This is a genomic window from Mesorhizobium sp. MC2-1-1 (assembly GCF_057597255.1).
Map to the genome: position 1 here is coordinate 5,706,620 of NZ_CP195205.1, position 15,459 is coordinate 5,722,078.

General features: G+C 62.4%; 14 protein-coding genes. 7 read left to right on the plus strand and 7 right to left on the minus strand.

Annotated features, from left to right (window positions below):
* Nucleotides 1-244: 244 nt before the first annotated feature.
* The 4 genes from ACR64R_RS28050 to ACR64R_RS28065 all read right to left on the minus strand — a co-directional run bounded on the left by ACR64R_RS28050 (nucleotide 245) and on the right by ACR64R_RS28065 (nucleotide 4,854).
* Nucleotides 245-1,531, minus strand: coding sequence for an NAD(P)/FAD-dependent oxidoreductase (locus ACR64R_RS28050; protein ID WP_487359467.1), 1,287 nt, complete (start codon nucleotides 1,529-1,531; stop codon nucleotides 245-247).
* A gap of 6 nt (nucleotides 1,532-1,537) precedes the next feature.
* The gene (locus ACR64R_RS28055; protein ID WP_487359468.1) at nucleotides 1,538-2,974 is read right to left on the minus strand and encodes a glutamine synthetase family protein; all 1,437 of its coding nucleotides are present in this window, start codon (nucleotides 2,972-2,974) and stop codon (nucleotides 1,538-1,540) included.
* A gap of 105 nt (nucleotides 2,975-3,079) precedes the next feature.
* Entirely contained in the window at nucleotides 3,080-4,039 is a 960-nt protein-coding gene (locus ACR64R_RS28060; RefSeq protein WP_487359469.1) for an ATP-grasp fold amidoligase family protein, read from the minus strand.
* The gene (locus ACR64R_RS28065; protein ID WP_487359470.1) at nucleotides 4,039-4,854 is read right to left on the minus strand and encodes a hypothetical protein; all 816 of its coding nucleotides are present in this window, start codon (nucleotides 4,852-4,854) and stop codon (nucleotides 4,039-4,041) included. The genes ACR64R_RS28060 and ACR64R_RS28065 overlap by 1 nt, the downstream gene beginning before the upstream one ends.
* An 85-nt stretch (nucleotides 4,855-4,939) precedes the next feature.
* On the opposite strand from ACR64R_RS28065, the gene ACR64R_RS28070 reads away from it, so the two are divergent.
* On the plus strand, nucleotides 4,940-5,647 hold the full coding sequence (locus ACR64R_RS28070) for an HAD family hydrolase (protein WP_487359471.1): 708 nt from the start codon (nucleotides 4,940-4,942) through the stop codon (nucleotides 5,645-5,647).
* Between the two features lie 12 nt (nucleotides 5,648-5,659).
* On the opposite strand, the gene ACR64R_RS28075 is transcribed toward ACR64R_RS28070, so the two are convergent.
* The 3 genes from ACR64R_RS28075 to aceA form a co-directional block, all read right to left on the minus strand.
* Nucleotides 5,660-6,043 (minus strand): response regulator, encoded by a 384-nt coding sequence (locus ACR64R_RS28075; protein WP_487362566.1) that lies wholly within the window; start codon nucleotides 6,041-6,043, stop codon nucleotides 5,660-5,662.
* Between the two features lie 285 nt (nucleotides 6,044-6,328).
* On the minus strand, nucleotides 6,329-6,571 hold the full coding sequence (locus ACR64R_RS28080; protein ID WP_042640947.1) for an SMc00767 family acetate metabolism repressor: 243 nt from the start codon (nucleotides 6,569-6,571) through the stop codon (nucleotides 6,329-6,331).
* A 52-nt stretch (nucleotides 6,572-6,623) separates the two neighbouring features.
* A complete protein-coding gene (gene aceA / locus ACR64R_RS28085) occupies nucleotides 6,624-7,913 on the minus strand; it encodes an isocitrate lyase (protein ID WP_487359472.1) in 1,290 nt (429 codons plus the stop codon).
* A gap of 250 nt (nucleotides 7,914-8,163) precedes the next feature.
* On the opposite strand from aceA, the gene ACR64R_RS28090 reads away from it, so the two are divergent.
* The 6 genes from ACR64R_RS28090 (at nucleotide 8,164) to ACR64R_RS28115 (ending at nucleotide 15,380) form a co-directional block, all read left to right on the plus strand.
* Entirely contained in the window at nucleotides 8,164-9,606 is a 1,443-nt protein-coding gene (locus ACR64R_RS28090) for a helix-turn-helix domain-containing protein (RefSeq protein WP_487359473.1), read from the plus strand.
* Between the two features lie 206 nt (nucleotides 9,607-9,812).
* A complete protein-coding gene (locus ACR64R_RS28095; RefSeq protein WP_487362567.1) occupies nucleotides 9,813-10,763 on the plus strand; it encodes a DMT family transporter in 951 nt (316 codons plus the stop codon).
* A gap of 507 nt (nucleotides 10,764-11,270) precedes the next feature.
* A complete protein-coding gene (locus tag ACR64R_RS28100; RefSeq protein WP_487359474.1) occupies nucleotides 11,271-12,368 on the plus strand; it encodes a polyamine ABC transporter substrate-binding protein in 1,098 nt (365 codons plus the stop codon).
* An 82-nt stretch (nucleotides 12,369-12,450) separates the two neighbouring features.
* Nucleotides 12,451-13,590 carry an ABC transporter ATP-binding protein gene (locus ACR64R_RS28105; RefSeq protein ID WP_487359475.1) on the plus strand — a complete coding sequence of 380 codons (1,140 nt, stop codon included), beginning with the start codon at nucleotides 12,451-12,453 and terminating at the stop codon, nucleotides 13,588-13,590.
* A 9-nt stretch (nucleotides 13,591-13,599) separates the two neighbouring features.
* Nucleotides 13,600-14,565: an ABC transporter permease subunit gene (locus ACR64R_RS28110; RefSeq protein ID WP_487359476.1), complete on the plus strand. Its 966-nt coding sequence runs from the start codon at nucleotides 13,600-13,602 to the stop codon at nucleotides 14,563-14,565.
* A complete protein-coding gene (locus ACR64R_RS28115; protein WP_487359477.1) occupies nucleotides 14,562-15,380 on the plus strand; it encodes an ABC transporter permease in 819 nt (272 codons plus the stop codon). The genes ACR64R_RS28110 and ACR64R_RS28115 overlap by 4 nt, the downstream gene beginning before the upstream one ends.
* The last annotated feature ends 79 nt before the right edge of the window (nucleotides 15,381-15,459 follow it).

Sequence of the window (15,459 nt, forward strand, 5' to 3'; positions counted from 1 at the left end):
ACTAGCGGGCCGACGTTCTTTCGATCTTTGCCGATAGGCCTGGCATCGATCGGCATCGGTCCCGAAATCACTGCGGACAGGTCCGCGAAAGTCCCCGGATTGCCGCCCAGAATGGCATCCTTCGCTGGTGATTATGGCATGAGTGAGCCATTTTGCGAAATTCCGCGCGCCCGTTAAGGCTTCCGCAACCTGCCGCGCGCAAGCCACCTGCTTCGGATCGATGGTTGCGGCAGGCTGCGAGCCTTCAGATCCTGTCGCGAAGCGCGAACCAGCTGAGCGCCAGAAACAACAGCGGCGCACGAAAGCGGCGGCCGCCCGGGAAGGGCGGGATCTTCAGGTCCTCGATCAGTTTCAGGCGGTTGCGATTGCCGGTCACGGTCTCGGCATAGAGCTTGCCGAAGAAGTTCGACAGCATGACGCCGTGGCCGGAATAGCCACCTATCGAGATCACATTCGGCATCACTTCGCGCACAAACGGCTTTCTCGGCACAGTGATGCCGACATAGCCGCCCCATCCATGCGTGATTTCGACGTCCTTCAGGTCGGGGTAGAGTTCGGCGATCTGCTTGCGGATGTGGATATGGATGTCCTTCGGATCATTGACGGCATAGACCTCGCGACCGCCGAACAGCAGCCGGCCGTCTTTCGATTTGCGGAAATAGCGCACCACGAAGCGGGAATCGTCGACGGACTCGCCGCCCGGCAGGACTTTGGAAGTAGCGCCGAGCGGTGCGGTCGCGCCGATGAAAGAGCCGATCGGCATGATATGCGACGCGCTCACCGGCTCGAGCTTGCCGCCATAGGCATTGACAGCGATCAGGCATTTGTCGGCTGTGATCGTGCCATTGCGCGTCGTGACCTTCACCTTGCCGCGGCCTGAAACGATCCCGGTGGACGGCGTCCGCTCGAAGAGATGCGCGCCGGCTTCCGTCGCGACTCTCGCTGTGCCGATCACCAGCTTCAGCGGGTGGATGTGCCCGGTGCCGATGTCGCGGGTTCCCCCGAAGTAGCGTGTCGAGCCCAACCGTTCCGCTGTTTCCGCCACGTCCATGAAGCTGACATGCGGATAGCCGAAGCGGCCGGCCATGATCTCGGCGTGGCGCTTGTAGTCGTCGACGTAACGCTTCTTGTGCGCCACCGAAAGCTGGCCCGGCATATAGTCGATGTCGATCGCGTTGGTGGCGGCGAAGTCGAACAGATGCGCCTTTGCCTCCTCGGCCATGTCGAACAGCGCCCTGGCGCGGGTAAGGCCATATTCGGCCTCCAACTCCTCGGCCCAGGCGCGCTGGCCGGTGCCGAGCTGGCCGCCATTGCGCCCCGATGCTCCGTCTCCGAAGCGATAGGACTCGATCAGCACCACATTCGCGCCGGCCTTTGCCAGATGCGTTGCCGCCGACAGGCCGGTAAAGCCGCCGCCGACGATTACAACGTCGCACTGGCGATCGCCGTCAAGCGAGGGATATTCGGGACGCGGCCCAACTGTGTCCTCGTACCAGGACCGCCCAGGCGAAATCGGAGATTGGTATGGCATTATCGATCAGACGTTCAGCAACAAATACTCCCGCTCCCACGGGCTGATCACTTCCATGAATGTCTCGAACTCGGCCCGCTTGATCGCCGCGTAGGTGGCGGCGAACGACTTGCCGAGGAGAGTGCAGAGTTCCTCGTCGGCCTCGAAAAGATCGACCGCTTCCAGCAGGCTGCGGGGCAGGTCGATCTCGTCGGCATTGGCCGTGGTCAGCACCGGCGGTTCGGCTTTGATCTTCCCCGTCATACCGATCAAGCCGCACGCAAGCGACCCCGCCAGCGCAAGATAGGGGTTGGCGTCCGAGGAGGGGATGCGGTTTTCGACGCGTCTCGCCGCCGGGTCCGAGCGCGGCACACGGAACGCGGTGGTGCGGTTGTCATAGCCCCATTTGTTGTTGACCGGAGCCGAGGCCTGCTGCGTCAGGCGGCGGTAGGAATTGACGTAAGGCGCGAACATCACCAGCGCGTTCGGCACATGCTTCTGCATGCCGCCTATGAAGTGGAAGAAAGCGTCGGTCTCGGAGCCGTCCTCGGCCGAGAAGATGTTCTTGCCGGTCTTCTTGTCGACCACGGATTGGTGGATGTGCATGGCCGAGCCCGGCTGTCCCTGGATCGGCTTGGCCATGAAGGTGGCGTAGATCTCGTGCTTCAGTGCCGCCTCGCGGATGGTGCGCTTGAACATGAACACCTGGTCGGCGAGCTCGATCGGGTTGCCGTGGCGCAGGTTGATCTCGAGCTGGCCGGCGCCTTCCTCATGGATCAGCGTGTCGATCTCCAGGCCCTGCCTTTCGGAGAAATGGTAAATGTCGTCGATCAACTCGTCGAACTCGTTGACGCCGGCGATCGAATAGCCGGCGCCGCCGCCGATCGGCCGGCCTGAGCGCCCGACCGGCGGCGTCAGCGGATAGTCTGGATCGGGGTTCTTGCGCACCAGATAGAATTCGATTTCCGGCGCCACGACCGGCTTCAGCCCGCGCTCGTCATAAGCGGCGAGCACCCGCTTCAAGACGTTGCGCGGCGTGAACTCGACAGAACGGCCGTCCTGGTGCACGAGATCGCAGATCACCGCCGCCGTCGGATCTTCTTCCCAAGGTACGACGGTGAGCGTGGACAAGTCCGGGAGCAGCTTCAGGTCGCCGTCATCCTCCGGATAGTGGAAGCCGTTGCCGTCTTCCGGATAGCCGCCTGAGATCGTCGTCATGAACACGGCCGAAGGCAGCGCCAGCGACGTGTTGGAGGTGAATTTCTTCGACGGCATCATCTTGCCGCGGGCGACGCCCGCCTGGTCAGGCGTGATGCATTCGATGTCCTCGATGCCGCGCCATTCGAGCCAGGCGCTGGCTTCCTTCCAGTTCTTCACACCGCGTTCATTCTTCAGGAAGGCAGGCGTGCGGGCGCGTCCCCCCCGGCTTGACGGACGGACTTCCTTTTTTTCAGGCGGCATCATTCACCAGATTGTGTTTGCGGATTTCGAAGTATAGCCGGGCGCCATGGGGGAAGGGAAGGGGAGGCGCCGGATGGTTGGCCTGTCCATATCCTAGGGGCACGGGGCCTACGGCCGTTGACTGTCGGTCGCGTCGAGCCAGCGCAACAGCGCCGCCGCATAGAATTTGCGCCAGCCGCGTTGTGGCGTCGACAGGAACCAGGACTGGCGTAGGTCCCAGGTGTCGCCGGCCAGGTCGCGCAGCCTGGTGTTGATGATCCCTTTTCCCGACAATGGATAGACGGAGAACTCGGAGAAGAAGATTTCGCCATCAATCTCGTAGAAGTCGCACCGCATGTGGTCGAACGGCGCCGTCAGTCGTTCCGCGATCTCGCGCATCTTCGGGAACGATGGCGGCAGATCGATCTTTACCCATTGGCTGCCGCTCCCCGGCGGCACCGGTGCATGGTTCCCATCACGATCGAAATGACTTTTCAGCTCGCTGCCCTGTCCGTCGCGTCTTGCGGCGTAGACATAAGCCGTCTTTCCGTTCGATACGTGGAACTTGTACTCTAGCGGAACCGGCACCTCGTCCTGAATGAGCATCTCCTCGACGAAGATGAGCCGCCTCGCGCCTTTGTAGGCCCACTCGCCGAATTTCCTGCCGTAGCGACGGCGCATCCACCGCGCTGTTCGCCTCGAAAGCTTCGCCATGTCCATGTCGCCGTTGCGGATCATCATGTTCCAACGGCAGCCATGATTGGCTTTCACCACGACATTGCCGGCCAGCAGCGCCGGCGGTATTCGTGTCGCGTCGCGCCCGCTCCACAGAACTTTCGCTGTCTTGAGTTCCGGGCATGTCGACAGGGCATATTCCTTCGCCGCAAGCTTGTCGCATGCCGTCGCGTAAAGAGGATTGTGATCGAAGATCTTGCGCCACAGGAACTTGTCGACATACGAAGTCGGTCGCGCTGGATCGGGAAAGACGCCGCTGTGATCGTAGGTTCTTTTCCAGATCAATGGATGGCGAAGGAGGCACCAGGCCGTTGTCGCGGCCAGGATCGCGCGATCGGCCGTGGTCGTCGCCATCAGCCTTCACTTGCGCGCATGGCGGCGGCGTCGGGCCGGAAGCGGACAAACACATCGCGTGTCATGTTGCGCGACACGCGGGTGCGACCGACGACCTCAAGCCTCGGATCAAGTGTCTCTTCCGCCCGCTCGGACCACAAGCGGGCCAGCGAGTACGGTTCCCACAGAACGAGCTGGAGGTCGGGCGGAGCCGTATCCGCGATGCGCGACACGACGCCTGTCTTGGGCGAAACCATGCTGGCGACATAGACTACCTGCGCGCCGCGATAGTCGTAGTCGCGCCCGTCGCGGAATTCGGCGTGGCAGCGCGTGTAGCCAAGCTTGGCGGCGACAATGTTCGCTGTCTCGACCGCTTCCGGCACGATGTCCAGGCCGATTATCTCGGGAACCGTCGTCTGATCGTGGATGCGAAGCATGGTGAACGGTCGGCCGCCGCAGCCGACCATCACCGCGCGCCTGCATCGGCTGAAATCGACGTGTTCGAAGACCTCGTCGAGGCGTTTATAGGCGTCTTTCGAGGACATGACGCCGATCGTTGTTTTTTCCGCGGCTATCTGTCCGAAAGAAGTCGGCTGCTTCACATCCAGCATCTGCCTGATCTCAGCGGCGTCCTGCGCATGGACCATTTCGATGAAGGCGCGCGTGAGCATCGGCCGGTAGGAGAACAGCTCCGGATGGTTGTCAAGCAGCGCTTCGCCCGCTTCATGGCCCATGGCGAGGCCGATATCGCGAATGCCGTTTATCAGCTCGGTCGGCGTGCGCTGACGGGCGCCCGCGACGAAACGCTCCAACTCGCCTTTCCACGAATCCAGCATGCACCCCCGCGCTTTGCCGATCTCTTGCTAGCAGTGACCGGTGAACGCGTCTACACCACGAGTTAGCGAGGAGGATGACGTCGCTATGTCCGCTCTGACCACAATAGGCTTCGATGCCGACGACACGCTATGGCAGAACGAGCAGTTCTTCCGCATGACCGAGAAGCGCTTTGCCGCCCTGTTGGCCGGGCATGGCGACCATGAGCAGATCGCGGCAAGGCTTCTCGAGGCGGAGCGGCGCAATCTCGCCTTCTACGGATTCGGTATCAAGGGCTTTACCCTGTCGATGATCGAGACAGCCATCGCGATCACCGACGGTGACGTGCCTGGTTCGGTCATCGGCGAAATCCTGGCTGCGGGCCGAGAGATGCTCAGCCATCCCATCGAGCCGCTGCCGCATGCGCGCGAGACGGTCGAAAAGCTGGCCGGCTCCTACCGTCTGGTGTTGATCACGAAGGGCGACCTCTTCGACCAGGAGCGCAAGCTCGCGCAGTCGGGAATGGGCGATCTCTTCGATGCCGTCGAGATCGTGAGCGACAAGAGCGCCGCCACCTATGCCCGTATTTTCAGCCGCCACGGCGACGGGCCGCGCAAGAGCATGATGGTCGGCAATTCGCTGAAATCGGACGTGGTTCCGGCCATCGACGCGGGCGGTTGGGGCATCCATGTCCCGCATGAATTGACCTGGGCGGTCGAGCACGCCGAGGCGCCGGTCGCGGCGCCGCGTTTTCGCCAGATTGCCGACCTCGGCGAGTTGCCGAGCCTTGTCGAGGCTATCGCAAAGGCCGGCTGAGCGCCGTCCAGCCTAACTGCGGCCGATCAGTCGATCGACCACCGGTTGCAGTCTCTCGGGCGTGATCGGCTTGGCCACCACCGCATCGACCAAGCTCGACAGGCCGAGGCTTTCAGGTGTGCCATTCCTGGTTGAGAGCAGGATGACCGCGGGTAGCGGTTTGCCCGAGGCGCGCCGCAGGGCATCGATTGACGCCATAAGTCGGTCGCAATCCTTGTTGTCCGGTCCGCCATCGAGAATGACGGCGCAGGGCATATGCCCGGCCAGCGTCTTCTCGGCCGCCTCGGGCGGCTCCGAGATCGGCCTCAATCCCGATTTCTCGACGATCTTCGACACCACGACCCGGTTGATCGACGATTTGCCCACGACGAGCACCTTGGAAAAATCCGCCGCCATCGCGCCGGAGCGGACCGCCGGGCTCGGGTGTTTTCCGGAATCGCTGCGATCGGCGGGACACATTGGCGCAGGCACTCCGGTTCAATGCAGGGTTGAAACCTGAGGCAGAATTGGTTGAGATCGCGGCCGGTGTCAAGCTGAAATGGTCGGAATGGAATATATAGCAAGAAATTCCGGAATTCAGCGCAAGTCGTGTCTCTCCCTGATGCAGGCAAATTGAAAAATACGATAGTCTCCCGAGCGTATAGCGCGCGGGAGACATTCGCCGAGACTGTTGACGCTGCGTCAGGTATGGCTCTGGTGGGTAACGATGACCGGGATCAAAAGGTCGCCCCAGTTGCCGTCGCCGCCATGGTGCCTGGCCGAGCGCACCAGCTCCACCGAAACACCGGCCTCGACCGCCTTCATGACCGACTGATTGAGCCTGTGCAGGTCGTTGGCAAGCATGCGGATCGTCGCCTGCTGGTCCACACTCATCGCGCTCGATTGCTCTTCTGCCCTTTCCTTGACGCGGCTTATCGATGCCATTGGTCTTCTCCTTGATCAATGCCCTGCGGGCGTTTCCTCTGGTTGTTATCCGTTACTCGGCCGCCGGCCTGAACTGCGCGTGCTCGGTCGATTCATGCATGGCCGTGGTCGAAGACTGGCCGCCGGTGATCGCCATCGACACGGCGTCGAAATAGCCGGTGCCGACCTCGCGCTGATGCTTGGTCGCGGTGTAGCCGTTGGCTTCCGCCGCGAACTCGGCCTGCTGCAGTTCCGAATAGGCCGCCATCTGGCGGTCCTTGTAGCCGCGAGCCAGTTCGAACATGCCGAAGTTCAGCTGGTGGAAACCGGCGAGCGTGATGAACTGGAACTTGTAGCCCATCGCGCCGAGCTCCTTCTGGAACTTCGCGATCGTCGCGTCGTCGAGATTCTTCTTCCAGTTGAACGAGGGCGAGCAATTGTAGGCGAGCAGCTTGCCCGGGTGATGTTTGTGCACGCCCTCCGCGAACTTCCTGGCCTGCGCCAGGTCCGGCTTCGAGGTTTCGCACCAGATCAGGTCGGCATGCGGCGCATAGGCAATGGCGCGCGCGATGCAGGGCTCGATGCCGTTGCGCACATTGTAGAAGCCCTCCACCGTGCGGCCTGCCTCATAGTCGACAAAAGGCCGGTCGCGCTCGTCGATATCGGAGGTGAGCAGCTTCGCCGCTTCCGCGTCCGTGCGCGCCACGACCAGCGTCGGCGTGCCCATCACGTCGGCCGCCAGGCGCGCCGCGTTGAGGTTGCGGATATGCGCAGCGGTGGGGATCAGCACCTTGCCGCCGAGATGGCCGCACTTCTTCTCCGAAGCCAGCTGGTCCTCATAGTGGACGCCCGCGGCACCGGCCTCGATGAAGGCCTTCATGATCTCGAAGGCGTTGAGCGGGCCGCCGAAACCGGCTTCCGCGTCGGCGACAATCGGCGCGAACCAGGTGTCGACCGAAAGCCCGTTGCCCTCGGATGTCTCGATCTGGTCGGCGCGCTGCAAGGTGCGGTTGATGCGCTTGACGAGCTCCGGCGCCGCGTTGGCCGGATAGAGCGACTGGTCCGGATACATGGCCGAGGCGGTGTTGGCGTCGGCGGCCACCTGCCAGCCCGAGAGATAGATCGCCTTCAGCCCGGCGCGAACCTGCTGCATGGCCTGGTTGCCGGACATCGCGCCGAGCGCGTTGACGAAATCCTCCTCGTGGATGAGCTTCCACAGCCGGTTCGCGCCCATCTCGGCCAGCGTCTGGCGAATTTGCACGGAACCGCGCAGCCGCTTCACATCCTCGGGCGAGTAAGGGCGCTCGATGCCGTCGAAACGGCCTTCCGGCGCGGAGGGGACGAGGTTGTAAAAATCGGTCATTGGTAACTCCGGATCGTTTGATACTGCCTCAGCGCTGCGTCTCAAGGGTATATCTCGCGACGTCTGCGTATGACTTCATTTACATTGCAGTGCGAAACGCATCTAGAAAAAGCGCAGTCTTGGCCGAAAAATAAAGGAAAAGCTGTGTTGCCATTGACAGCTCGGCTCTGTAAATTTGTCATGATTGTAAAAGCGGCGTAGCGGGCGCCGCGTCCGATATCTATGTAAATTCTTGTCAAGGATGGCAGGGATGGCCGACCAGAAGATCTTTGCAGGGCCGCGGCTGCGCCGGCTGCGCAACGCCAGAGGCTTGACTCAGACGGCAATGGCCGAGGGATTGGGCATCTCGCCCTCCTATCTCAACCTGATCGAGCGCAACCAGCGGCCGCTGACGGTGCAGCTCATTCTCAAGCTTGCTTCCGCCTACAAGGTCGACCCGCATGAACTGCAGGGAGAGACAAAAGGCTCGATCGCGGCCTTGCGCGAAGCGTTCAGCGATCCGCTTCTTGCCGGCGAACTGCCGGGCGATCAGGAACTGATAGACCTCGCCGAGACGGCGCCGAATGCCTCGGGGGCGATGGTGAAACTCTATCGCGCCTATCGCGAGCAGGCCGAGCGTCTTTCCGATCTCAACCAGCTACTGGCAAGGGAGGGGAGGGCAACGGCTCTGTCCGGCAAGCGCCTGCCTGCCGATGAAGTCCACGAAGTGTTCGAGCGCCGGCCGAACCATTTTGCATCGCTGGAAGAGGAGGCGGAGGCTTTCACGTCGGTGCTCGAGCCGGGCGATGATCTGTTCGGCGCGCTGAAGGCCTGGCTGAGGCGCGAGCACGGCATCGTCGTCAAGGTGCTGTCGGTCGCCACCATGCCCAACTGGCGCCGCCGCTACGACCGCCATTCACAGCGCCTGTTCCTGTCCGAGCGGCTGTCGCCTTTCGACCAGTTGCGCGAGGTCGCCATGGAAGCGAGCCTGATGCGCATGTCGGTGGCCGTCGCGGGCGAGATTCAGGCGTTGAAGCTCGACACCGACGAGGCGCGCCGGCTCGCCCGCTTCGAACTCGGCCGCTATGCCGCGCACGCGCTGATGATGCCCTATCAGGCTTTCCATGCCGCCGCCCTGCGCGCCCGTTACGACATCGATGTCCTTCGTTCCCGCTTCGGCGTCTCTTTCGAACAGGCGGCCAACCGTCTGACCATGCTGCAGCGGCAAGGCGCGTCCGGCGTGCCCTTCTTCATGCTGGAGCTCGACAACGCGGGTAACCGCTTCCGCAAGGCCGGCAGCCAGGGCTATCCGCAGAGCCGCTTCGGTGGCGGCTGTCCCAAGCTTCCCGTTCATGCGGCCTTCTCGCAGCCAGGTCAGATCCTGGTCGAGGCGGTTGAAATGCCCGACGGCGCCGAGTTCCTCTGCATTGCCCGCACGCTGGAAGGCCCGCAGGGCGCCTTCTCAGAGCGGCCGCGTCGCACCGCGCTGCTGCTCGGCTGCGACATCGGCTTTCGCGACGAGATCGTCTATGGCGCGGCGCTGCCGGCCGGCGCCGCCGGCAAGTCCGGGCAAGGCTTCGCCACGCCGGTGGGCCCCGCCTGCCGGCTATGCGAGCGCGCCGGCTGCCTGGCGCGCGCCGAGCCGCCGGTGACGCGCCCACTCGGCCTCGACGAGATGGTGACGGGTCTCAGTGCCTTCGATTTTCAGCGATGACATGTCGCCTGAGCAGGCATCGGTGTGGGTCTGGCTGCGTCAACGTAAACCGCAGCGAGGTTGTCCTACAGTTGAGCGAATGCTGGATCACGCACGGCTTTCTACTTTGCGCTACGCGATTGAGATACAGTCCCGTCGTTTGAGACACAGAATCCCTGTTGTCCTTGGTGCATCGTGTCGAACGCAACTCGCTGACCGCCGTGTCCATGACCGATACCGCCTCGCCCCCCGCCACCCTGCCAGTCGTCTCGCCGCGCGAGGAGCGGGTCGGCATGCTCCTGGTCTTCCTCTCGGCGCTCATGTGGAGCTTCGGCGGCACCATCGCCCGTTTCATCCATGTCGGCGACAGCTGGACCGTGGTGTTCTGGCGCTCGCTCTGGGCCGTGGCCTTTCTCATCGCGTTCATGCTCTGGCGCGACGGTTGGCGCGGCACCCTTAAACTCTTTCGGCATATGGGCCTGCCCGGCCTGGGCGTCGCCTTCTGCTTCGCCACGGCGTCGACCAGCTTCGTGGTGGCGCTTGCTTACACCACGGTCGCCAACATCCTCCTGATGCAGGCGGGCGTGCCGCTGCTTGCGGCGCTCCTTGCCTGGCTCCTCTTTCGCGAAAAGGTCGGCCTAGCCACCTGGGTCGCGATCGCCGCGGTCATCACCGGCGTCGCCATCATGGTCTCCGAATCCCTGGACGGCGCCGTCTCGCCGATCGGCGACGGCCTGGCGCTGCTGATCGCGGTGATGTTCTCGCTGGCGACCGTGATAACCCGGCGCTTTGCCCATGTACGCATGGTGCCGGCCAATTGCCTTGCGGCGCTGCTCGCCGGCGCCTTCGCCGCATCCCAGGCATCGGCGTTCGCGGTCTCGGGATGGGATATGGGTTTCCTTTTCGCCTTCGGCGTCATCAATCTGGGCGTCGGCCTCGCGTTCTTTGCCATGGGTGCCCGGCTGGTGCCGGCGGCGATCGCGGCGCTGCTTGGCACTTTCGAGCCGATCCTTGGACCGATCTGGGTCTGGCTCGTCCATTCCGAGGTGCCGTCGGTGCGTACCATCATAGGCGGCGCGGTGGTGGTCACGGCGCTGCTCGTCCATATCGGCCTGGAGTTCAAGCGTCAGAGGCGACCGACGCGCCCCGGCGTCACAGGCCTTCCGTCACCCAATTGACTAATGCATGTGGCCCAGAAGTGTGCAGCGGTTCTGGGACAACGACATGCATCAAGACAAAGCATGTCGCCCAGAAGTGTGCAGCGGTTGTGGGACAACGACATGCATCAAGAAAGACAAAGTCCTAAAGCGCGTCGCCTGAATCCGTTTCGGCGCCATACGCTTTAGAACGATAGTCAGCCTTCCCCATTGACAACGCAGTTGCCGGGCGGGCAGGCTGCGAACACGGCAACAACAAGACAGGCGTATCTTGCCAAGTGTCTCCGCCGGCCCGCTCGGGACCGGAAAGCATCGTCATAGCTCTCGATACGCCGCGGTGGATACCGCTGACGCCGCCCGGGTGTCCGGCCGGGGAGGTTGGAACGTCTCGAACCTTGATGCCGTGATCGAGCCTGGCGTGGACGGTTCACGCTTGTCGCTCTCCGGAAAGCTCAATAGTCTGAAACCAACGCCGCCCCGCCATGTCGCGACGAGCCGGCGAGGGAACACTCACCAAAGGAGAACATCATGATCCGCAAAGCTCTATGGCTTTCGGCGACATCGGCATTTCTGACACTGTTCACACTAAGCGGCCATGCCGAGGACCGCGTCGTCAATGTCTACAACTGGTCGGACTATATCGACAGCTCGATCATCGACGACTTCACCAAGAAGACCGGCATCAAGGTGGTCTACGACACCTTCGATTCCAACGAGATCCTGGAGACCAAGCTGCTTGCCGGCGGCAGCGGCTATGACGTCGTCGTGCCGAGCGCCAACTTCCTGTCGCGCCAGATCCAGGCCGGCGTGTTCCAGAAGCTCGACAAGTCGAAGCTGCCCAACATTTCCAACATGTGGGACGTCATTACCGAGCGCACCGCCAAGTACGATCCGGGCAACGAATATTCGGTCAACTACATGTGGGGCACCGTCGGCCTCGGCTATAACGTCAAGAAGGTGCAGGCGGCGCTCGGCACCGACAAGATCGACAGCTGGGACGTGTTCTTCAACCCGGAAAGCCTGGCCAAGCTGAAGGATTGCGGCGTCTATGTGCTGGATTCGCCGGCCGACATCATTCCGGCGGCGCTGAAATATCTCGGCCTCGACCCGAACAGCACATCGCCCGACGACATCGCCAAGGCCGAGGAAGCGCTGCTCAAGGTCAGGCCCTATATCCGCAAGTTCCACTCGTCGGAATACATCAATGCTCTGGCCAACGGCGATATCTGCCTGGCGGTCGGCTGGTCGGGTGACGTCTTCCAGGCGCGCAATCGCGCCCAGGAAGCCAAGCAGGGCGTCGAGATCGGCTATTCGGTGCCGAAGGAAGGCGCCCAGATGTGGTTCGATCAGATGGCAATCCCGGCCGATGCGCCACATGTCGCCGAGGCGCTCGAGTTCATCAACTACATGATGACGCCGGAGGTCATCGCCAAATCGTCGAACTACGTGCTCTACGCCAACGGCAACAAGGCTTCGCAGCAATTCGTCGACAAGACCTTGCTGGAAGACACGTCGGTCTATCCGGACGAAGAGACGACCAAGAAGCTTTATACCGTCCTGCCATACGATCCCAAGACACAGCGTATCATCACGCGCACCTGGACCAAGATCGTCACCGGCCAGTAAGCATCGAGACACGACCCCGGCAGACAACTGCCGGGGTCGCTTTCTTTTTGGGGAAATTCAAGAAAGTAACGGAGTGGGGATCATGAAGTCGCTTGGCAGCATCCGCAGGGATTTCGCGCCATGGAATGACCCGAACGCCAAGCCATACATCCAGTTCGACAAGGTCACGAAAAAGTTCGGCGACTTCACAGCCGTCAACAATCTGTCGCTCACCATCTTCGAGCGCGAGTTCTTCGCGCTGCTGGGCGCGTCCGGTTGCGGCAAGTCAACCCTTCTCAGGATGCTCGCCGGCTTCGAGGAACCGTCGGCCGGCCGCATCCTTCTCGACGGGCAGGACCTGCGCGGCATTCCGCCCTACAAGCGGCCGGTCAACATGATGTTCCAGTCCTACGCGCTGTTTCCGCATATGACGGTGGAGAAGAACATCGCCTTCGGCCTCAAACAGGAAGGCATGCCGGCACCCGACATCGAAAAACGCGTCGCCGAGATGCTGAAGCTGGTCAAGCTCGAGCAGTTCGCCAAGCGCAAGCCGCATCAGCTCTCGGGCGGGCAGCGCCAGCGCGTGGCGCTGGCGCGCTCGGTCGCCAAGCGGCCCAAGGTCCTGCTGCTCGACGAGCCGCTCGGCGCGCTCGACAAGAAGCTGCGCGAAGAGACGCAGTTCGAACTGATGGACCTGCAGCAGGAACTCGGCCTCACCTTCGTTGTCGTCACCCACGACCAGGAAGAGGCCATGACCATGGCTGACCGCATCGCCATCATGGACAAGGGCGAGGTGATGCAGGTCGCCACGCCCGCCGAGATCTACGAGTTGCCGACGTCGCGCTTCGTGGCGCATTTCGTCGGCAATGTGAACATGTTCGAGGGCAAGGTTGCCGAGCGTACGGCAAGCACCACGCGTATCACCGGCGCGACGGGAGCACAGATCTTCGTCGACAATGGCGGCAGCGCCGCTGCCGGTTCCGATATCGTCTTCGCGATCCGGCCGGAGAAGATCAAGGTTTCCTCGAAGAAGCCGGCCGATGCCGTCAACGCGCTGGAAGGCGAGGTCTATGACGTCGCCTATCTCGGCGACATGACCGTCTATCACATCAAGCTCGACGACGGTCAGATCGTACGGGCGAGCGCGTTGAACGCCTCGCGCGTCACCGAGGATCCGCTGACCTGGAACGACCGCGCCTGGGTTTCCTTCCGGCCCGACGCCGGCGTCGTGCTGGCAAGGTAGGAGGCGGACATGACCAATATCGCAGCTACCGCCGCTCCATCATCCATTCCCGCCGCCGGGCTGCCGGCGCGGCTGGCGAAGGGCTTCGTCAACCGCCTCGTCATCATCATTCCCTATCTCTGGCTGCTGTTCTTCTTCCTTGTTCCCTTCATCATCGTCTTCAAGATTTCGCTGTCACAGACGGCGATCTCGATGCCGCCCTATACGCCCGTTCTCGATTTCAAGGACGGCATTTCGGGATTTTTCGCCGGCGTCCGCGAGCTCAATTTCGACAACTACACCTGGCTCACCCAGGACGCGCTCTATTTCAACGCCTATGTGACGAGCCTGATCATCGCGGGAATTTCGACGATACTTACCCTGATCGTCGGCTATCCGATAGCCTATGGCATGGCTCGGGCGCCGGCCACGATCCGCCCGACCCTGCTGATGCTGGTGATCCTGCCCTTCTGGACGTCCTTCCTGATCCGAGTCTATGCTTGGATCGGCATCCTCAAGCCCGAGGGGCTGCTCAATCAGGTCCTGCTCGCCACCGGCCTGATCAGCCAGCCGCTGGTGATCCTCAACACTTACACCGCGATCTTCATCGGTATCGTCTATTCCTACCTGCCTTTCATGGTCCTGCCGCTTTATTCGTCGCTGGAGAAGATGGATTATTCGCTGATCGAGGCCGCGCAGGACCTCGGCTGTCCGCCGACCGGCGCCTTCTGGAAGATCACCTTCCCGCTGTCGCTGCCCGGTGTCGTCGCCGGCTGTCTGCTGGTGTTCATCCCGGCCGTCGGCGAGTTCGTCATCCCCGATCTTCTCGGCGGCTCGCAGACGCTGATGATCGGCAAGACGCTCTGGAACGAATTCTTCTCCAATCGCGACTGGCCGGTCTCGTCGGCGGTGGCGGTCATTCTGCTTCTGGTGCTGACCGTCCCGATCATGTTCTTCCAGCAGGCGCAGGCAAAGGCACAGGAGCAGGGCAGATGAACTCGACCTGGAGCCGCTTCAACATCACCTCGATCGTGCTGGGCTTTGCCTTCCTCTATTTGCCGATCGTGCTTTTGATCGTTTTCTCCTTCAACGAGTCCAAGCTCGTCACCGTCTGGGGCGGCTTCTCAACCAAATGGTACGTGTCGCTGTTCCACAACCAGGGCCTGATGGACGCCACCTGGGTGACGGCGCGCGTCGGCGTCATCTCGGCAACGGTGGCGACCGTGCTCGGCACGCTCGCCGCCATTACGCTCACGCGCTACACGCGCTTCAAGGGGCGGGTGCTCTTCTCGGGCATGGTCTTCGCGCCGCTGGTCATGCCGGAGGTCATCACGGGCCTCTCGCTGCTCCTGCTTTTCGTCGCCGTCGGGCTCGACCGCGGTTTCTTCACGGTGACGCTCGCGCATATCACCTTCACCATGTGCTTCGTCGCCGTCGTCGTGCAGTCGCGGCTGGTCACGTTCGACCGCTCGCTGGAGGAGGCGGCGATGGATCTAGGCGCGCCGCCGGTGAAGACCTTCTTCCAGATCACCTTGCCGGTCATCCTGCCGGCGATCATCTCCGGCTGGATGCTCGCCTTCACGCTCTCGCTCGACGATCTGGTCATCGCGAGCTTCACCTCAGGCCCCGGCGCCACCACTCTGCCGATGAAGATCTACAGCCAGGTACGCCTCGGCGTGACACCCGAAATCAACGCTGCCTGCACCATCCTCATCGCGGTGGTGGCGATCGGCGTTATCATCGCCTCGATCGCCAACAAGCGCCGCGAGATCCAGCGTCAGCTCGACGAACAGGCAGCGCAACGCGGTTGAGTGAGGGGGCGGGAGCGCACGGCGGCCCGCTCTGTCTCTTTTCTTGACGCAACGCCGGACGAAGGGCCACGGCGAAGTC